This is a genomic window from Roseateles sp. P5_E1 (assembly GCF_054049335.1).
This window is the reverse complement of sequence record NZ_JBFUMN010000044.1, coordinates 25,240-43,396: the sequence shown is the minus strand read 5'-3', so window position 1 is coordinate 43,396 and position 18,157 is coordinate 25,240. Positions and strand designations below refer to the sequence as shown.

Here is an 18,157-nt window from a genome sequence, read left to right as displayed (position 1 = left end):
CCTCCGAGTTGAGGGCCAGCGGGTCGAAGGTGGAGTAGGTGTAGGCGCGGGTGAAGGTGCCCCAGGCGTGCGGCCAGCCGGCACCCATGTCAAGGTTGCCGATCGGCAGCACGGAGGTCATGCCCGAACGCAGGCCCGCCGTGCCCAGCGTGTTGAGCTTGGCGGTAGCGGCGGATGTGCCGTTGCGCTTGTTGATCTCCTTGGAGGTCTCGGAATAGGCCAGGCCGGCCTTCAGGTGACCGGTCCAGTCGCCGGCGAGGGCGTAGTCCCAGTCGGCGACGACGCGGCCCTGGTTGCTCTTGTCTGTCTCACGAGTCCAGCCGGTACCGATGCCGAAACCCTGGAAGTTGGCGGGGTCGGTGTAGCTGGTCGGCGAGGACAGCGACGGGTAGACGTGGTCGCTGCCGTAGTCGATGGTGGAGTCGACACCGAAGATCTGGCCGGACAGGGTGTCCTGGTAGCTCAGCGCCTTGCTGTTGTTGGTGCTCAGCTGGCCAGTCAGCACCAGTTTGTCGCTGACGCTCCAGCGGGCATTGGCGGCCACGTAGCCGAACTTGGTTTCGTCTTCGCTGTAGGTCGCTCCGCTGCTGTAGGACGTATTGCCGAAGGTGCCGGTCAGCAGGTTGGACGCGGGGTCGATCTTGACGTTCAGCGGAATGAAGCCGTTGTTGCCGCTCTGGCCCGCCGGCTTGGTGCGGTCGGTGGTACGGCTGTTGCGGATCAGCAGGCCGAAGTAGATCTCGTCGCGGGTGTTCTTCAGCTTGGAATAGAGCGTGTCCAGGCTGAAGTTCAGCGTCGGGGTCTTGAACTGCAGCGAGCCCACCAGGCCGTCGCGGGTCCGGTCATTGGCCGAACCGTAGAAGCGGTAGATGCGGGGCAGCAGTGCGTTGTCGACTTGGGCGCGGGTGTAGCTGCCGAGGTTGGCGCGCGGGCTGTCGTAGTCCAGCGCGAAGGCGAAGTTGCCCTTCACGGGACTCTGGCTGGCGCGGGCCGAGCTGTTATAGCCACCGGTCGCCTCAAAGCCTGAGCGGTTGTTCACGGCGGCGGCGTGCGACACGCCAATCAGCGCGCCCCAGTCGCCCCAGGTGTTGGAGTACAGCGCGAAGCCCATCGGGTCCGTCTTGCCGGACGTGGTGTTGTACGACGCCGTCACGCCATAGCGGATGGTGCGCTTGGGGTTGTCGAAGGGGCGTGGCGTCTGCAGGTCCACCACGCCGCCCATGCCGCCTTCGTTCAGTTCCGCCAGCGGCGACTTGTAGAAGTCCACACGGCCGAACAGTTCGGACGCGAACACGTCGTAGTTGAAACCCCGCACCGCCGAGCCGATGGTGGAAGTGGACACGGTATTGACGAGCGCGCCATTCAGCGTGGTGACCGTGTACTCGGTCGGCAGGCCGCGGATGGAGATGCGCTGCCCCTCACCCGAACTCTCGTCACGGTTCAGGATGATGCCCGGCACGCGCTGCAGCGATTCGGCCACGTTGGCCTCGGGGAACTTGCCGATGTCCTCGGCCACGATGGAATCGCGCACGCCGATGGCCTGCTGCTTCAACGCCATCGACTTCTCGAGACTGGCGCGGAAACCGGTCACGACCACGGTCTCGAGTTTCTGGCCGTCGGGCTTGGCGGCGGCGTCTGCGGCGTCGGGCGCTTTTTCGGCCGCTTGGGCGGGCGCCGCAGCCTGAGCCGCGGCGTGGCCGTAGGCGGCGGCAAGCGCCATCGACACGGCCGAGCAAATCAGGGTTTGTTTCATGTCTCTCTCCATGCCTCAAGGGCTTTTGTCATCAATGTGACTACAAGTTGTTTTTATATCGGCGATGGCTGGATCAGCTTGCTCATCGCAGATTCATTTCGATAACAGCAATATGTGACAACGTTACCATGCGAGCCCCAAAAAAATAGGCTCATGAAACCCTCCAAGGCGCTTACAGCGCAGCATGTGATCACGCTTCCTCGACCCTTAGTTACGGTATGGTAACGTTGCCTCATCGATCTTGAAAGTTGCTTTGGTGCGACATTGCAGGATCATCACCAATGTTCTTGAAGACAGTCAGGGATGCTTGGCAATCTTGGTGACTATCAAACTAGGGGTGTCACGGCCTCGCTCCGTTCAGCTTAGTCTCCACGGCGCGAAAGGAGCTATGAATAAGGCGCCGCGAGATATACAAAATTTCAGAGTCAAAGCACATCGCAGGATGCCACCGGGAAAACATGGCTACTCCGCGCCGAATTCGACCCGGATCGGCGATGCGACGCGCTTGCGGTAGGCCTCCACATAGCCCTGCCAGGCTTGCGCCGTGGGGATCTCACCCGACCAGTCGACCGCGGCGCCAAGGTAGTAGCGCAGCGGCTGGCCGGTCTTGGCCTTGACGAGGATCAGTTCGTTGTCGGGATCGGCCGCGTAGCCGTCTGCACCCGGCAGCAGGATGGCGACACCAAAGTCACCCGCACTGCGCTGGCGCACCCATTGCATCAGCGTGTCCGGGGCACGGTAAGCAGCGACCGTCGGCGCCTGCTCGGGATAGGCCGGCTTCTTGTTGAGACCCAGCGCGACCGTGAGCGTCTGCGGCGTGGCAGTGCTGAAAGTGCTTTCGACCGTGTCGAAAAGATGGCCCGCGTCGACGGTGAACCGCTTGACTTCGCTGACCGCCACACCGCCCGCGTCCCACTTGTCGTAGGTCAACTCGAAAACGGCACGGACGGGCCCGTTCGTGACGACGCGCCACGCCGAATAGTTGCGGCTGACGAACAGCCGGCTGCCATTCCAGATGCCCGTGCCGCCCGCGCCGCGGGTGCGGCCGACGGCGTACATGTCGAGCCCTTCGCCCTCGTCCTTGTGATAGTGGTCGTGGCCCTTGTTGTACCAACGGTCGACGATGAGATAGGACGGCCGCTTGAACCAGATGTCGACGCCGCTCGTGACGAGGACTTCCTTGTCGCTCCCGGGCGGCGCCGGCGCGGCCAGCGCCTGGCCGTAGGTGCGGTGCCCGATCCTGTCGTTCTCCCACGCGAAGTCGTCGAGGCGCTCGGGGACATAGCGGGCGAAGGCCTTGACGGGAAACGGCGGCGCAACCGTCGTCGTCTTCTCGACGGTGAAGCGCGCGCTCTGCTCGTCCATGGCGAAGTCATGCTGGAAGATCAGCTCCCCGTAGGCGATGCCTTCGTTCTTCGGGTCTTTCGCCAACGGCGCCACGTTGGTGACTTGGTAGGGCAGCAGGTTGCCACCGGCATCGCGCACAGCGAGCTGATGCAGCAGTGCCCCGGGCAGGCGCCGGGCCACTTCGGACCAGGGGACCGCGATCGTCTCGGCCGGCCGCGCGGCCTTCAGCTCGTGCCGGACAGTGACGACCAGGCGCTCCGCCGCGCCGGCGCCCAGCGCGTTCAAGGCCAGCCAAACGGCGAGGAACGCCCGCTTCATCAGTAGCCCACGGCGTAGTCTTTGGGAAAGCGGTTGCTGCTGAACGCCTTCTTCTGCGTCCAGTCCTGCGCCGGCGCCGTCCAGTAGGAGTCGGTCGCGGGCAGGCCCAGCGCGAGCAGGCCCGCCGCGGCGATGTACATGCTGCCGTTGTTGGAGTACCAGTCCCCCAGTTCAGGCTGATGGCCGCGGAACCCGATGGTCAGGAAGCCGTCCTTCGTGAAGTTTCCGGGGCCGTCCCAGATCGCCACGTGCGCGGCGTGCAAGGCCGAGCGCACCTGCCCCTCGGGCAACGATGCCGGCAGCTGCTTGCGCCAGGCCAGCAAGGCCAGCGGCTGGAACACCGCGGTGCGGTAGGTCAGCGAGCGGCCGATCGGCGGGTAGCTGCCTTGCGGGCCGACGAAACGCTCCAGGTGTTCGCAATAGCGCTGCGCGCGCTTCGTGGCCTGCGCCAGCAGGTCCTCGGGTTTGGCGTTCCAGAACGGCCCCTTCCTGGCCACCAGCACCTCGAGGATCTCAAGCAGCATGGGGTACATGACGTAAGAGCAGTAGTAGTCGAAATGGAAGTCCTGGCCGTCCTTGATCCAGCCGTCGCCGACATACCACTCGTTGATCTTGCGGATGGCCCCGTTCATGCGCATCGGGTCGGATTCCTCGCCGATGGACAGCAGCCAGGCCTCGTTCATCGCCGCGAACAGCAGCCAGTTGATGGAGGGCACCTCGATGCGGCGCAGGCCCTTGATCTCGGCCACGATGCGGCCTTTCGTGGCCGCGTCCAGCGGCTCCCACAACACCTTGGGTGCGCGCATCAGCGCGTTGGTGAAATAGGCCGAATCCACCAGCGCCTGGCCATGCCCCTTCCAGGTCAGGTAGTCGGGGTTCTTGGGGTCGACCGCGTTGACGTAGCTCTGCAGCGCCTGTTGTTGCAGGCGCTGGCGCAGCTTGCCCTCGGCAGTGTCATCCGCCGGCAGCGCGAGCCACGGCGAGATGCCCGAAATCAAGCGACCGAAACATTCGAGGTAGGCGACGGAAGGGTCGCGGCCATCCCAGGTGGGGCTCAGTTCGAGCGCGAACTTCTTTTTCAGCTCGCCTTTGGACATCAGGCCCAGCACCGGCTCCGCCATCTGGCGCAGCAGGTTGAGCATGTAGGCACGCTCCTGTCCAGGCGCTGCGGCAGTTGAGGCAGTCGCCGCAGCTGCCGCCTCGCTGGTGGCCAACAGGGCCGGCACGGACGGCCCCAAGGCCGCAGCGCGCATGAAATTTCGACGTTGCACTTTGTCTCCTGGCTGCGCCGTTATTTGTCGAGCAGACGGACCATTTCAGCCCCCGCCAGCAGGAAGGCGCCGACGCCGAAGTGCGACGTGGAATTCTGGTCTACCACCTGCCCCGGAATCGCGCGGTCGCCGATCGGCTGCACATACCCCAGCTTGCCGTCAGGCTGCAGGGCCACGGTTGTCAGGTAATGCCAGCCGCGCTGCGCCGCAGGCAGATACCGGTCACGCGGCAGCAGGCCATTGTTGATACCCCACAGCAGCCCGTAGGTGAAGAAGGCCGTCCCGCTGGTCTCGGGGCCCGGCGCATGGGCCGGGTCCATGAGGCTGCGCGTCCAGTAACCCTCGGGCTGCTGCAGCGGCATCAGCGCCGCAGCCATGTCCTGAAGGCGCTGCACGTACTCACCGCGGTGCGGATCGTCCTGCGGCAATTCCGACAGGACCCTGGCAAGCGCCGCAAATGCCCACCCATCGCCGCGGGACCAGAAGTCCTTCTTGCCGTTGACGCTCTTGTGCTGCGGGAACACGTATCTCGCGTCCCGGTAATAGAGCTTCTCCTGCGCGTCGTACATGATGCTGTTGGCGTGGCTGTAATACTCGTACATCTTGTCGAGATACTGGCGATTGCCGGTGGCCTCGTACATCTTTGTCATGACCGGCATGGCCATATACAACCCATCCACCCACCACCAATAGTCCTTGTCGGGGGTGCTCATCTGATATTCCATCACCTCGCGGGCGCGGGCAATCTTGCGCGGGTCCTTCTCCAGTTGATAAAGATCCGCGTAAACCTGAAAGCAGATCTGCCAATCACCGAATAGCACGTGCTCCGGCGTTTCGCCGTAGGTGTATTTCCAGGTCGATTTATCCTTGGACCGCGCGCCCGCCCATTGGTTGTATTCGGCCCAGGTCTCGGTATAGCGCCGATAACCTTCATTGCCGGTCACCCGGTAGGCTTCGATATTGCCGGTGTGATAGGCCGCCACATTCCAGAACGGGCTGTCTTGAGCAGGTGCGCGCGCTTGCCAGTAGGAATTGACCTTGTCGATCGCCGCAATCACTTCACCGCGATTGCTGCCGTTCTGAGCGGGCGCGCCCGCACATCCACCCAGAGCAATGCCCAGCGTCAATAACAAGCCGCTCACGCAATTCTTCAGTTTCATCAGCATCGATCCGTTGAACGCACGGAGCAATTCCAATGCGTCGGCCTGGTCGGCGCAGCCCGCCGGTTGGCTGCTGCGGCCATAGAGTATGGTTACGTTAGCATATCAAGCCGAAATCACAAAGAAATTTGCGCGACCGGCACGCTTTGCCGGCCGCGCCAACGAATGTGGTATCGTCACCACATTCTGGTATTCCATCTCTGCGTCGATCTATGCCAAAACCCAGCAGGCTCAGTGAAGTAGCGAAGTTGGCCGGTGTCGCGCCCATCACCGCATCGCGTGCAATCCGCGGCACGGGCTACGTCTCGGAAGATGCACGCGCACGCGTCATGGAGGCTGCGGCCAAGCTGAACTACTCGCCCGACATGGTGGCGCGACGCATGCGCGGCGAGAAAAGCCGGCTCATCGGTATCTTCGTGAACAACTTCGGCTCACTGGTGCTGCATGAGATCACGAAGGAGATCAGCAACGAAGCGCGTGCCCGCGGCTACGACATCCTGCTGTTCAACGCCGACCGTTTCGACGCCCCAGGCCGCGCAGACACGCGCGACATGCTGGCCAACCTGTGCGCCGGCCTGATCCTGCCCATGCCGAATGTGGAAGATGCCTACCTCGGCGACCTTGAACACCGCCAGTTGCCCTGTGTGTTCGTCAACTTCGATGCGCGCGCCATGGGGCTGCCCGTCGTCGTGGTCGAAAACCGCAAGGGCGCCCGCACGGCAGTCGAGCACTTGCTATCGCTGGGGCACCGCCGCATCGCGTTCATTGCCGGCTCCCACTACACGGGCCAAAGCACCGAGCGGCAGGCCGCCTATGTCGAAGCCTTGAACGAAGCCGGCATCGCCGCAGACCCGGCGCTGATCGTTCCGGGGCGTTTCGTCCAGACCGGCGGCTACGCGGCCACCGTGCAGCTGCTGGACCTGCCGGAGCCGCCCACCGCCATCTTCGCGGCCAACGACGAGATGGCGTTCGGCGCCATCGACGCCATCCACAGCAAGGGGCTGCGCGTTCCCGAAGACATCTCGGTCGTGGGTTTCGACGACATCGCCATCTCCAGCCACATCCACCCACCCCTGACGACGATGCGCCAGCCGCTGGTCGAACTCAGCGCCTGCGCGGTACGGGAACTTGTGGCGCTGATCGAGGGCCAGGGCATCGCAGCGAAGAAGATCGCCCTCCCGCTGGAACTGGTCGTCCGCAAATCGACCGGCCCCGTGGCGCAGCGCGGCTGACATGAATCGCGCACTGGCTGCGAGAGCTGGGGCGGCTGTGCCGCTCAGCCTTGTCGGGCTGGGCGCCCTGCTGCTCTGGCTGCTGTGCGGCGATTTCGGCGTCTCGATGCGCGACCGCGCTGCCGTGCCCAGCGCGCTGGAGCTGCTGCGCCGGCACGCGGCGTCCGACACGACGATCTCGCTGCTGCTGTCCACGGTGCCCGCCGCCTTGAGCTTGCTGTTGGTCCCGCTGGCCGGCTATCACTCGGACCGCTGCCGCAGCCGCCTTGGCAGGCGCAAGCCCTTTCTGATGGTTGCAGCGCCCACCGGCCTCGTGGCCATGGTGGGCCTGGCTGCCTCACCCACGCTGGCGGGCTGGCTCGATGCGGCACTGGGCGGCTGGTCACCCGGCCTGCACAACTGCCGACTCGCGCTGTTCAGCCTGTTCTGGGCCGCATTCGACTGTGCCGCCATCAGCGCTTTCTCGCTGTTCAACGGCCTCGTCAATGACCTCGTGCCCGCGGGCCTGCTCGGTCGCTTCTTTGCGGTGTTCCGCATCGTCAGCCTGACGATCGGCATCGCGTATCACAACTGGATCTTCGCGCTCACGGATCACCATCTGCGCGAGGTCCTGTTGGGCGTCGGCCTCTTCTTCTGCCTGCCTATCCTCGCGATGGCGTTGATGCTGAAGGAGACACCCTTGCCGCCCGACGCCGCGCCCGCTGACAAGACGGAGCCCCGGCTGAGATTTCCCCTCGACCACGTGCTGGCCTGCTTTCGCCATCGCTCCTATGGGTGGGCCGTCGCCGCCTTCGTGCTGGCGAGCGTCACCTTCAGCCCCTTCAACACCTTCTATCTGCACTACGCGCACGCGGCCGGCATCCAGAAGGCCACGCTGGGCGCGTTGACGGCAGCAGGCTATGCGGTGTCCATCGTATCGGCCTTTGCCATTGGATCGATGGCTGATCGCTTGGGTGCGGTGCGGGTCTCGGTAGCCATCATGACGGTGTATTGCGCCATCTCGGCGGCCGGCTTCGCCTTGGTGTCGGACGCCGCCAGCTTCCGCGTCTTCTACTTTGCCCACGTGGTGATTTCCGGCGCATGGTTCACGGCTGCCGCATCAATGCCGATGGCGCTTTTCCCGCGCGACAGATTCGTGCAGTTCAACTCGACCAAAGATCTGATGGTGATCTTCGGCACGATCCTGGTCAGCAGCGTCCAAGGGCCCATGCTCGACCTGTCCGAACACGACTATCGCTACACGCTGCTTGCAGGAACGGTTTTCTCTCTGCTGTGCGTTGTGTGCCTGTTGCGCCTGCAGCCGTCTTCGGTGCTTTCCAATCGACGATGAGGATCTGAACCGCCCCGCAGCGGGCCTTTCGCGATACGCTGCTCGCATGCTGCCAGCGGCAAGCGAAGGCAAAGGAATTCAGTGGGTCAACTGGAAGGCCAGAGTCAGAGACACCTCCTGCCGGGTCTGCTCCTGGTGTCGGCTCTGCTCACCTCGCCATCCCCTGCCCTCGCGCTCGATCCTCCCCTGCAGGTATCCCAGTACGCGCACACCTCGTGGACTGCTCGGGACGGCGCCTTGCTGGGCCTCGTCTTTGCGATGGCACAAACCCCCGACGGCTATCTCTGGGTCGGTGGGTCATTTGGCATGTTTCGCTTCGACGGCCTTCGGTTCGTTCCCTGGCAACCACCGAGAGGCCAGTCGCTGCCAAGCAATCCCTACGCCCTGCTGGTTTCCCGCGACGGGACGCTCTGGATTGGCACCTTCAATGGCCTGGTCAGCTGGAATGGCATCGAGCTGACCCGTTATCCGCAGATCCCCAACGGGTTCGTGACGTCGTTGTTCGAGGACCGCGACGGAACGGTCTGGGCCGGCCTGCTGGGCGAACAGGGACGGCTGTGCGCCATCCGCGCAGGTCAGGCCCAATGTTCCATGCCCGAAGGCGGGTTTGGCCAGTTCGTCTGGAGCCTGGCCGAAGACAAATCCGGGGCGCTGTGGGTGGGTGCGGACTCGGGCCTCTGGCGATGGAAGCCCGGGACGCCGCAACGATTCGAGACGCCAGGCGTGCGAGTGGGCGACCTGAGCACGACCGCCGATGGACAGCTCCTGATTGGCATCCGTGGCGCAGGAATCCAGCGCATCGACGGCGACAGGTTGGTGCCTGCTCCGATGCGAAGCGCTGCCAAGCCCGATGAATGGCTCTCTGACCGCGACGTCAAGGCCAACAAGTTGTTGCGGGACCGCGATGGCGGGCTCTGGATCGGAACCGAAGGCCACGGGATCCTCCATTTGCAGGAGGGCCAGGCCGACGCGTTCACCCGGGCAGACGGCCTCTCCGGGAACATCGCCTGCAGTCTCTTCCAAGACCGCGAGGGCAACATCTGGTTCGGCAGCGAGAAGGGAATAGACCGCTTCCGAAAGCTGCCTGTCACCACCCTCTCCTTGCAACAAGGGCTGCCCAATGACGGCACGAAGTCTGTGCTGGCCACGACGGACGGCAGCGTCTGGGTGGCAACCGGCGATGGACTGGCCCGGTGGAAGGGCGCGAGACCGACCGTCTACAGGGAACGCGACGGCCTGCCCGACGCCAGGGTGCAGTCCCTGCACCAGGACGCCGAGGGGCGACTCTGGGTGAGCACGGGCCGTGGCCTCGCCTACTTTGCGAACGACCGCTTCGTCGCCGTCAGCGGTGTGCCCAGCAAGGAGATCTATTCCATCACGGGGGACGGGGCGGGCGACCTCTGGCTTTCAGGCAACGATGGCCTTGCACGGCTGCACAAGGGCCGATTCGCCGAGAACATCCCATGGGCCGCGCTCGGTCGCCGGCAACAGGCCAAGGTCGTCGTCGCCGACCGAGGTGGCTTGTGGCTGTCCTTCTGGCAAGACGGTGGGGTGTTGTATTTCAAGGACGGCAAGGTCCAGGCCGCCTACACGCCCGCCGAAGGGCTGGGCGCGGGCCACGTCGCCGGTCTCCGGCTCGATGCCGACGGAGCGGTCTGGGCTGCCACCGAAGAAGGAGGCCTCAGCCGGATCAAGGATGGCCGCGTCGCCACGCTCACGGTCGGCAACGGCCTGCCCTGCAACACGGTGCACTGGTCGACGCTGGACGACGATGGGTCGCTGTGGATGTATGCGTCCTGCGGACTCGTGCGGGTTCTGCGTGATGACCTGGCTGCCTGGATCGCCGACCCGAGCCGCCGGGTCGCCACGAAGGTCTGGGGGGCCGCGGATGGCGTGCCGCTGCTGGCGCTCACGCCGGCCTACTTCAACCCTCCCGTGGCGAAAGGGCCGGACGGCAAGCTCTGGTTCGTGTCGGGCGCAGACGTCCAGGTGATCGCCCCCGACCACCTGCCCTTCAACCCGCTGCCTCCGCCGGTTCACATCGAAGCTCTGCTCGCCGACCACAAGCCCTATGCGGTCGAGAACGGCCTTCGTCTGCCCCCGCTGGTCCGCGACATGACGATCGAGTTCACCGCGCTGAGCCTGGTCGACCCGAAGAGCACGCGCTTTCGCTACAGGCTGGAGGGGCACGACCACGATTGGCAGGAGGCCATCGACAGGCGCCAGGCCACCTATACCAATCTGCCGCCCGGCAACTATCGCTTTCGCGTGAAGGCGTCCAACAACAGCGGCGTGTGGAACGAGGATGGCGCGCAGCTCGAATTCGCCATTCCACCGGCCTTCTACCAAACCACCTGGTTCCGCCTGGCCGGCGCCGTCCTGCTCATCGGCCTGGCATGGAGCGCTTTCCAACTCCGGCTGCACATGCGCATCCGGCGGCTGCATCGGCAGTTGGAGGCGACGCTGGAGGCGCGTATTGCCGAACGCACGCGCATCGCTCGCGACCTGCACGACACCCTGTTGCAGCGTTTTCACGGGCTGCTGCTGCAGTTCCAGGCCGCGCTCAACCTGCTGCCTGATCGCCCGCGCGAGTCGAGGCAGATCCTTGCGGGCGCCATCGACCATGCAGCCGAGGCGATCACGGAGGGCCGCGACACCGTGCAGGGCTTGCGGACCTCGGCGCTGGAGACCAACAACCTGGCGGACGCCTTGCGGGCGCTCGCCGAGGATCTGGCGAACGAGAGCGGTCACGCGGCATCGGCGCATGTCGAAGTGCAGGGAACGCCGCAAGCTCTGCATCCGCTGGTGCGCGACGAGACCTTCCGCATCGCCGGCGAGGCGCTGCGCAACGCCTTCCACCACGCTGATGCAAAGCAGATCCAGGTCGAGATTGGCTACGACGAGCGGCAGCTGTGCGTACGGGTTCGCGACGACGGCAAGGGGATCGACCCGGAAGTGCTGCACGCGGGCGAAAAACAAGGGCACTTCGGGTTGAGCGGCATGCGGGAGCGCGCCGAGCTCGTCGGTGGCAAGCTGACGGTTCGCAGCGGCCCCGGAACAGGAACGGAAGTGGCATTCAGTGCGCCGGCGTCGCAGGCGTACAGTCGGCCGGTACCGGCCCGATCATGGTTCCTCCACAAGAAGTTCGCACCCAGCGAGGTCGGCGAATGACCGAAGATCTGACCCGCATCCAGGTTCTCTGCGTCGACGATCACCCGATCGTGCGGCAGGGCATCGCGATGCTGCTTTCCGTGGAGCCGGACATGGCCCTCGTGGCGGAAGCAGCGAACGGACGCGAAGCGATTCAGCAATTCCGCGCGCACCGCCCCGACGTCACGCTGATGGACTTGCAGATGCCCGGCATGAGCGGGCTTGACGCGATCGGCGCGATCCGGGCCGAGTTTCCCGAAGCCCGGATCATCGTGCTCACCACCTATGCCGGCGACGCTCAGGCGCAGCGCGCCTTGCAAGCCGGCGCGCGCGGCTACCTTCTGAAGAACGCCTTGCACAAGGAGCTGCTCGACGCCATCCGCGCCGTGCACGCCGGCCGCCACGCGCTTCCGTCGGAAGGGTCATTTGAACTGGCCGAGCAGATCATCGACGACAACCTCACGCCGGCGGAGATCAGCGTCCTGCGATTCATCGCTCAGGGCAACGCCTACACCGAGATCGCCCGGGCGCTCGCGCTCAGCGAGGAGGCGGTCGAAAGCCAGGTGCGGAACACCCTGTCGAAGCTGGATGCCCGGGATCGCGCGCATGCCGCGACGCTCGAACTCGAGCGCGGGATGCTCCAGACCGAGCGCGCTGCCCGGCACGCCGCCGAGGCGGCCAACCGCGCGAAGAGCGAGTTCCTCGCCGGCATGAGCCACGAGCTGCGCACGCCGCTGAATGCCGTCCTCGGCTACGCGCAACTGCTGACCATGGAGGGCGGCCTGAGCGCGCGCCAGGCGCGCGGCCTGGACACCATCCACCAGAGCGGGCAGCACCTGCTGGCGCTGATCAACGACATCCTCGACCTGGCGCGCATCGAGGCCGGTCGCACGGACCTGAACCCGGAGCCGGTACACCTGACCGGCCTGCTGCAGACGGTCGTGAACCTCATGCGGGTGAAGGCAGACGAGAAGCGTCTGGCCTTCGTGTTCGAGGCCGGTGAGGGCTTGCCCGAGGCCGTGCTGGCCGACGAGCGCCGGTTGCGCCAGGTGCTGCTGAACCTGCTGGGCAACGCGATCAAGTTCACCGACCACGGGACGGTCGCGCTGCGCGCCCGTGCCGAGCCGACTGGCCCCGGGCAGGTGTTGCTGCGGCTGGATATCGAGGACACCGGTGTCGGCATGCGCCCCGACGACATGGAGCGCATCTTCAAGCCCTTTGAGCAGGTGGGCGACGTGCAGCACCGCAGTGCTGGCACGGGGCTGGGGCTCGCGATCACCCGCGCGTTGGTGAACGACATGGGCGGACAAGTGCAGGTGAGCAGTGAGTTCGGGCGCGGCTCCCGGTTTCGCGTGGAGCTGCCGTTGCCAATAGCGCAGCCGGCGGAGGCCGCGCCTCGCAGGATGCCCGGCGTGGCGCGCTACACGGGGCCGCCGCGACGCGTGCTGGTGGTCGACGACGTGGCGGCGAACCGCACGCTGATGTGCGATTTCCTCACCAACGCCGGCTTCGAAGTGGCGCAGGCCAGCGATGGCAGCGAACTGCTGGCAGCGGCGAGGAGCTTCCGGCCGGACCTGATCTTGATGGACAGCGTGATGCCGTCTGTCGGCGGCGTGGAAGCCACGCGCCGACTGCGGCGGGAGGCCGATCTGGCCACCGTGCCCGTGATCGCGGTCTCGGCCTCGGCCACCGCCGAGCACCGTGCCGCCTGCCTGCAGGCCGGCGTCAACGTGTTCCTGACCAAGCCTGTGTCCCTGGAAGCGCTGCGGGCCCATATCGGAGAGCAGCTCGGCCTGCAATGGCCGCCCACGGCAGGCGCTGACTGATTGAGCGGCGGCATGGTCCGGGCGGGCGCGTTGCGCGCCCTGCCCTCACCCGGCAATCCTCGAGGTTTGAACGACTGAAGCGATTGGATTAGCCTGCATGGCTCACGCTCGCTCGCAAGGAGACCTTTCCATGAAGCTCTACTTCGCCCCTGGTGCCTGTTCGCTGTGCCCACACATCGTGGTGCTGGAAGCAGGCCTGACCGCCGAAACCGTGCAGGTCAATTTGAAGGCCCACCAACTGCTCGATGGCAGTGACTACTACGCCATCAACCCGCGCGGCTACGTGCCGCTGCTGGAGCTGGACGACGGCCAGCGCATCACTGAGAACGCAGCCATCGTGCAGTACCTGGCCGAACGCGCGCCCGACCGAGGCCTGCTGCCACCGGCCGGCACCCTGGCACGCACGCGCGTGCAGGAATGGCTGGCCTTCGTCGGCAGCGAACTGCACAAAGGCTTCTCGCCGCTGTTCAATCCGGCCCTGCCCGAAGAGGCCAGGCCGATCTTCAAGAAGAAACTGCTCGATCGCTTTGGCTGGGTGAACCAGCAACTGGCCGGCAAGTCCTACCTGATGGGCGAGACCTTCACCGTGGCCGACGCCTACCTGTTCGTGATCACCGGCTGGGCCGGCCGCGTCGGCGTGGACATCGCGGGCCTGGAGAACCTGGCGGCCCACCAGGCGCGAACGCGCCAGCGCCCTGCGGTCCAGGCGGCCCTGCAGGCCGAAAGTCAGGCTTGATCGCTGCTGCTGGAAAGCGGGCCGCTGCCTCGCCACGGGAAGAAGCACCTGTGCCTGCGCGGCGCTGGCCTCGTCACCACAGCGGCCGGTGAGGAATGCCGCTCGCGTGAGCCGTGTCAAGGGACTCCAAGGCCGGCGGGCTTCACCGCCATCCAGCAAGCCATGGCGACCATCATCAGGTTCTCGGTCAGCGAGACAAAGCCCAGCGGCACGCCGCTGTCACCACCCACGCAGGCACACTTCAGCTCGCGCTTGTCGACATACACCGCCTTGAAGACGGACACCGCACCCACCACCGCTATGAAAAGCGCCAGGGCAATCGCCAGCCACCTGAGCGCATCTGCCAGCATCAGGATGCCGGCCAGTCCTTCTGCGAACGGATAGATGTAGGCGTAGCGAACCCACCTCCTGGCCAGAAGGTCGTAGTTGAGGAACATGGTGGAAAAGGCCTCGACGTCACGCAGCTTCTGAAGGGCCAGCAGGCACATCGAGAGGGCCACGAAACGCTCCATGGCCTGGACGATGCGCAAGCCGCCGTAGTCGTCCCAGCCGATGGCCAACGACATCGCCGCGGCCATTGCGAACAACATGACGACCGGCAGGTAGGTGGCAGCGCCCTCGTCCTTCACCGGGTGGCCGAAGAACGCGCGCAGGTCATCGTGCCCACCTATGCGCCTGCCATCGATGAAGGTCTGAGGCGTGGTCTGCACGCCTTGCGCCTTCTTGAATGCCTCGGTCTCGGCGTGGCTGGTGAGCGGGTGATCCTCGACCTCGTAGCCGTGGCGCTTCAGCAGATCCAAGGACTTCAGCCCGAACGGGCAGACATGCTCCGGCATGACCATCCGGTACAACACTGCCCGCTTGACCGGTTTCACCATCGCTGAACTTCGGCTCAGGCGCCGGAGCCCAAGGTTGAACGCGTTGATGACGAGGCATCCACCTTCGCCAGCCAACGCAGGACGGCCCCGCCGACCGCCTCCGGCTGCTCCAGCGTCGTCAGGTGGCCCGCCTGCGGCACCAGCAACAACTCGACGTCACCCTTGAGCAAGTGGGCCATCTGCTCACTGCGCTCGGGCGGCGTGACCTGGTCCTCGCGGCCACAGACCACCAGCGCCGGACACTCCAGCGTCTGCAGCACGTCGCGGCGGTCGGCGCGATTCATCGCCGCCGTCTGCTGACGGACGAAGCCGCCGACCCCGACGGCACGCGCCATGTCGCGCAGCAGGTCGAGCAGTTTTTCATCGGCGGCATGCGCCGGATGCAGCAGGCGAGCGGAAAGCTCTGCAACAACCTGCTCGAACGTCGCGGTGCCCGCCTTGAGGCGATCGAGGATGCGCTGGCGGTTCAACCTAGCCTCGGCCGTGTCGGCGCGCGCGCTGGTGTCGATCAGTGCGATGCCCGCGATCCGGTCCCGCGCCTGGCGGCAGAGCTCCAGCGCAACATAGCCGCCCAGCGAGAACCCGGCGACAGCAAAGCGCCCCGCAGGCATGCGAGCCAGCGACGCAGCGGCGAGCGCGCCGACGTTGTCGGCGATGTGGGTCTGCCCCTTTTCCACGATGCGCTCCTGGGAGATCGCTTGAAGAATGGGCCCCCACACCCGGGCATCGTTCAGAAGCCCAGGCAACAGCAGCAACGGCATCGACGCCATGGTCGCTCCAGCCAATGGTTCTGGTGACGACGGTAGACCGGTCGGGACGGTTCGCGTGTCGGACAACTGCCTGAGCTTTCAAGCCCATGCAGGCAAGCAAAGTGTTACTTACGGCGTGCCATGGCAGATTGGACTTAGAGTCAGAACGGCGCGCCGTTGCGCTGCGGAACCATGGCCACGCTTGCAGGAGCGAACGAATGGTCGCCAGATCCGGAAAATCAGCTCACCGAGGCAGGAAGGTTTTGCGCAGCAAGCGCCGGTCAACGCTTGAGTTGAGGCAAATGAGCGGTTCGCACGCACGCCGGTATCAACAGCTCTTCGCGGCCAACCCCTTGCCCATGTGGGTCTATGACCTGCAGACGCTGCGCTTTCTCGACGTCAACGAGGTGGCCTGCCAGAAATACGGCTACACGCGCGAGGAATTCCTTTCGATGTCCATCCGCGACATCCGCCCACCGGAAGACGTGGGCGCCGTGGAGACGTCAGTACGCCTCACGCCCGCTGGGGTGTTCAACAGCGGCGTCTGGCGGCATCGGCTCAAGGACGGGCGGCTGATCTACGTCGAAATCACCTCTCATGAGTTGCTCTATGAAGGCCGGCCTGCCCGCTTCGTCGCGCCGCTGGACGTGACCCTGCGCATGCAGGCGGAAGCGGCACTGCGAGAGCGCGAGGCTGGCCTTCGGCGCGCCCAGGGGGTGGCCAAACTCAGCCATGTGGTGACCCGCCCGGACGGCTCCTTCGAGCGCTGGTCCGACACCCTGCCCCAGCTCGTCGGCTGCGCGCCGCAGGACATGCCGCGCACGACACGTGACTGGATGAATCAACGGGTGCATGCCGACGATCGGGCCAGCTACCGCAGTGCGAGCCTCGAAGCGGCGCGCACGCGGGCCAAAGTCGAAGTGGAGTACCGCCTGGTGCGCGCCGATGGCGAAGTCGTGCAGGTGGCCCAGGTGATCGAGCCCCTCGAGGAAGTGGCCGAGGTCGGCGGCCTGCGATGGTTCAGCACCCTGCAGGATGTGACGGTCCAGAAGGCGGCGGAAGCCACCATGCGCGACCTCAACGAGCAGCTCGAGCACCGGGTGGCCCTGCGGACCGAACAACTGGAAGCATCCAACCGCGAGCTCGTCGCTGCCACTCGCGCCGCCGAGCGCGCCAACCAGGCCAAGAGCGAGTTCCTGAGCCGCATGAGCCATGAGCTGCGGACGCCGCTGAACGCCATCATCGGCTTCTCGCAAATGCTTGCCTCCCCGGGCCACGGCTTGCCCGCGGAAAGGCAAGCGGCCTTCAACGCCCATATCCAGAAGGCCGGCGAGCACCTGCTGACGCTGATCGGTGAACTGCTCAACTTGTCGCAGATCGAAGCCGGCAAGCTGAAGCTCGACATGCAGGTACTGCCGCTGCGCCAGTTGCTGGCCGAGTGCGAAGCCATGGTCATGCCGCAAGCCCAGGCCCGCGGCCTGCAAACGAATTTCGAGGCGCCGCCAGACGCGCTGGCCGTGGTGGCGGACCGAACGCGACTCAAGCAGGTGCTGCTGAACCTGCTGTCCAACGCCATCAAGTACAACCGGCCGGGCGGTGCGCTTGAACTGCGGGTGCGACCCTCCGGCGCCGAGCGTGTGCGCATCGAAGTACAAGACGGCGGCTCCGGACTGCGCCCGCAGGAGCTGGCCCAGCTCTTCGAGGCCTTCAATCGGCTGGGGCATTCCGGCGAAGGCCCGGGCGCCGTGGAAGGCACGGGCCTCGGCTTGGTCGTGACCCGGCACCTGGTCGAATTGATGGGCGGCCGAATCGGCGTGGACAGCACGCCCGGAACGGGCAGCTGCTTCTGGTTCGAGCTGGCTGGCGGTGAAGCCGTGTCGCGAAAGCCGGAGATCGGCGTCGGCCCGCAGGAGCGCCCCGGCGGCGTGAGCGACATCCAGCCGCAGCTCACCGTACTGCTGGTTGAAGACGACCTGCCCAGCCACGACCTCGTGCGCGCGCAGCTGTTGCATCGGCCGGACCTGCGCCTCATCACGGCAAGCAACGGCCGCGAGGGTGTGGCGCTGGCCCTTGCCCACGCGCCCGCCGTCATCCTGATGGACAACCGGATGCCGGAACTCACCGGGCGCCAGGCCTTTCAACTGCTGTCGCAGGATCCGCGTACCGCCAGCATTCCGGTGATCGCCATCAGCGCGGGGGCCGACACCATGCCCGAGGGGGACGGCGAGCCGATCCTCTGGTTCCGCCGGGTTGCCAAACCTTTTGACCAGGGTGATCTGCTGTCTGCGATCGACGACGCCATCCGCCACAGAGCGGTCTGAAGTCGTCCGGTCGATCCTAAAGCTAACTTATCAAATAAACTGACACACTTGCGGCGCAACCGGCATCGGGGCCTAACTTCAGACTC

12 protein-coding genes are annotated in these 18,157 nt (G+C 65.5%); 6 read left to right on the top strand and 6 right to left on the bottom strand.

Annotation, left to right across the window (positions count from 1 at the left end; all coding sequences use genetic code 11):
* The 4 genes from ACXJKJ_RS23475 to ACXJKJ_RS23460 all read right to left on the bottom strand — a co-directional run.
* The coding region (locus tag ACXJKJ_RS23475; RefSeq protein WP_457392926.1) for a TonB-dependent receptor at positions 1-1,753 on the bottom strand (1,753 nt) is incomplete at its 3' end.
* A gap of 462 nt (positions 1,754-2,215) precedes the next feature.
* On the bottom strand, positions 2,216-3,418 hold the full coding sequence (locus tag ACXJKJ_RS23470) for a DUF4861 family protein (protein ID WP_457392923.1): 1,203 nt from the start codon (positions 3,416-3,418) through the stop codon (positions 2,216-2,218).
* Positions 3,418-4,689, bottom strand: a complete 1,272-nt coding sequence (locus tag ACXJKJ_RS23465) for a DUF2264 domain-containing protein (RefSeq protein WP_457392920.1) — start codon at positions 4,687-4,689, stop codon at positions 3,418-3,420. Before ACXJKJ_RS23465 ends, ACXJKJ_RS23470 begins: the two co-directional genes overlap by 1 nt.
* Positions 4,690-4,709: 20 nt before the next feature.
* A complete protein-coding gene (locus ACXJKJ_RS23460; protein WP_457392917.1) occupies positions 4,710-5,849 on the bottom strand; it encodes a glycoside hydrolase family 88/105 protein in 1,140 nt (379 codons plus the stop codon).
* Between the two features lie 212 nt (positions 5,850-6,061).
* On the opposite strand from ACXJKJ_RS23460, the gene ACXJKJ_RS23455 reads away from it, so the two are divergent.
* From ACXJKJ_RS23455 to gstA, 5 genes are all read left to right on the top strand, one after another.
* Positions 6,062-7,081, top strand: a complete 1,020-nt coding sequence (locus tag ACXJKJ_RS23455) for a LacI family DNA-binding transcriptional regulator (protein WP_457355523.1) — start codon at positions 6,062-6,064, stop codon at positions 7,079-7,081.
* A 37-nt stretch (positions 7,082-7,118) separates the two neighbouring features.
* Positions 7,119-8,411 carry an MFS transporter gene (locus tag ACXJKJ_RS23450; RefSeq protein ID WP_457392915.1) on the top strand — a complete coding sequence of 431 codons (1,293 nt, stop codon included), beginning with the start codon at positions 7,119-7,121 and terminating at the stop codon, positions 8,409-8,411.
* A 237-nt stretch (positions 8,412-8,648) separates the two neighbouring features.
* Positions 8,649-11,582, top strand: coding sequence for a sensor histidine kinase (locus ACXJKJ_RS23445; protein ID WP_457392912.1), 2,934 nt, complete (start codon positions 8,649-8,651; stop codon positions 11,580-11,582).
* The gene (locus ACXJKJ_RS23440; RefSeq protein WP_457392909.1) at positions 11,579-13,387 is read left to right on the top strand and encodes a response regulator; all 1,809 of its coding nucleotides are present in this window, start codon (positions 11,579-11,581) and stop codon (positions 13,385-13,387) included. Before ACXJKJ_RS23445 ends, ACXJKJ_RS23440 begins: the two co-directional genes overlap by 4 nt.
* Positions 13,388-13,517: 130 nt before the next feature.
* Positions 13,518-14,123, top strand: coding sequence for a glutathione transferase GstA (gene gstA, locus ACXJKJ_RS23435; RefSeq protein WP_457392906.1), 606 nt, complete (start codon positions 13,518-13,520; stop codon positions 14,121-14,123).
* 116 nt (positions 14,124-14,239) lie between these two features.
* On the opposite strand, the gene ACXJKJ_RS23430 is transcribed toward gstA, so the two are convergent.
* Together ACXJKJ_RS23430 and ACXJKJ_RS23425 are read right to left on the bottom strand one after the other, a co-directional pair.
* Positions 14,240-15,001, bottom strand: coding sequence for a MauE/DoxX family redox-associated membrane protein (locus tag ACXJKJ_RS23430; RefSeq protein WP_457392904.1), 762 nt, complete (start codon positions 14,999-15,001; stop codon positions 14,240-14,242).
* A gap of 14 nt (positions 15,002-15,015) precedes the next feature.
* Positions 15,016-15,771 (bottom strand): alpha/beta fold hydrolase, encoded by a 756-nt coding sequence (locus ACXJKJ_RS23425; protein WP_457392902.1) that lies wholly within the window; start codon positions 15,769-15,771, stop codon positions 15,016-15,018.
* Between the two features lie 86 nt (positions 15,772-15,857).
* On the opposite strand from ACXJKJ_RS23425, the gene ACXJKJ_RS23420 reads away from it, so the two are divergent.
* On the top strand, positions 15,858-18,071 hold the full coding sequence (locus tag ACXJKJ_RS23420; protein WP_457392900.1) for a PAS domain-containing hybrid sensor histidine kinase/response regulator: 2,214 nt from the start codon (positions 15,858-15,860) through the stop codon (positions 18,069-18,071).
* The last annotated feature ends 86 nt before the right edge of the window (positions 18,072-18,157 follow it).

Coding starts and splice junctions, on each gene's coding strand:
- gstA (WP_457392906.1), top strand. CDS start 13,518: ATGAAGCTCTACTTCGCCCCTGGTGCCTGTTCGCTGTGCCCACACATC.
- ACXJKJ_RS23430 (WP_457392904.1), bottom strand. CDS start 15,001: ATGGTGAAACCGGTCAAGCGGGCAGTGTTGTACCGGATGGTCATGCCG.
- ACXJKJ_RS23460 (WP_457392917.1), bottom strand. CDS start 5,849: ATGAAACTGAAGAATTGCGTGAGCGGCTTGTTATTGACGCTGGGCATT.
- ACXJKJ_RS23455 (WP_457355523.1), top strand. CDS start 6,062: ATGCCAAAACCCAGCAGGCTCAGTGAAGTAGCGAAGTTGGCCGGTGTC.
- ACXJKJ_RS23420 (WP_457392900.1), top strand. CDS start 15,858: ATGCAGGCAAGCAAAGTGTTACTTACGGCGTGCCATGGCAGATTGGAC.
- ACXJKJ_RS23425 (WP_457392902.1), bottom strand. CDS start 15,771: ATGGCGTCGATGCCGTTGCTGCTGTTGCCTGGGCTTCTGAACGATGCC.
- ACXJKJ_RS23440 (WP_457392909.1), top strand. CDS start 11,579: ATGACCGAAGATCTGACCCGCATCCAGGTTCTCTGCGTCGACGATCAC.
- ACXJKJ_RS23470 (WP_457392923.1), bottom strand. CDS start 3,418: ATGAAGCGGGCGTTCCTCGCCGTTTGGCTGGCCTTGAACGCGCTGGGC.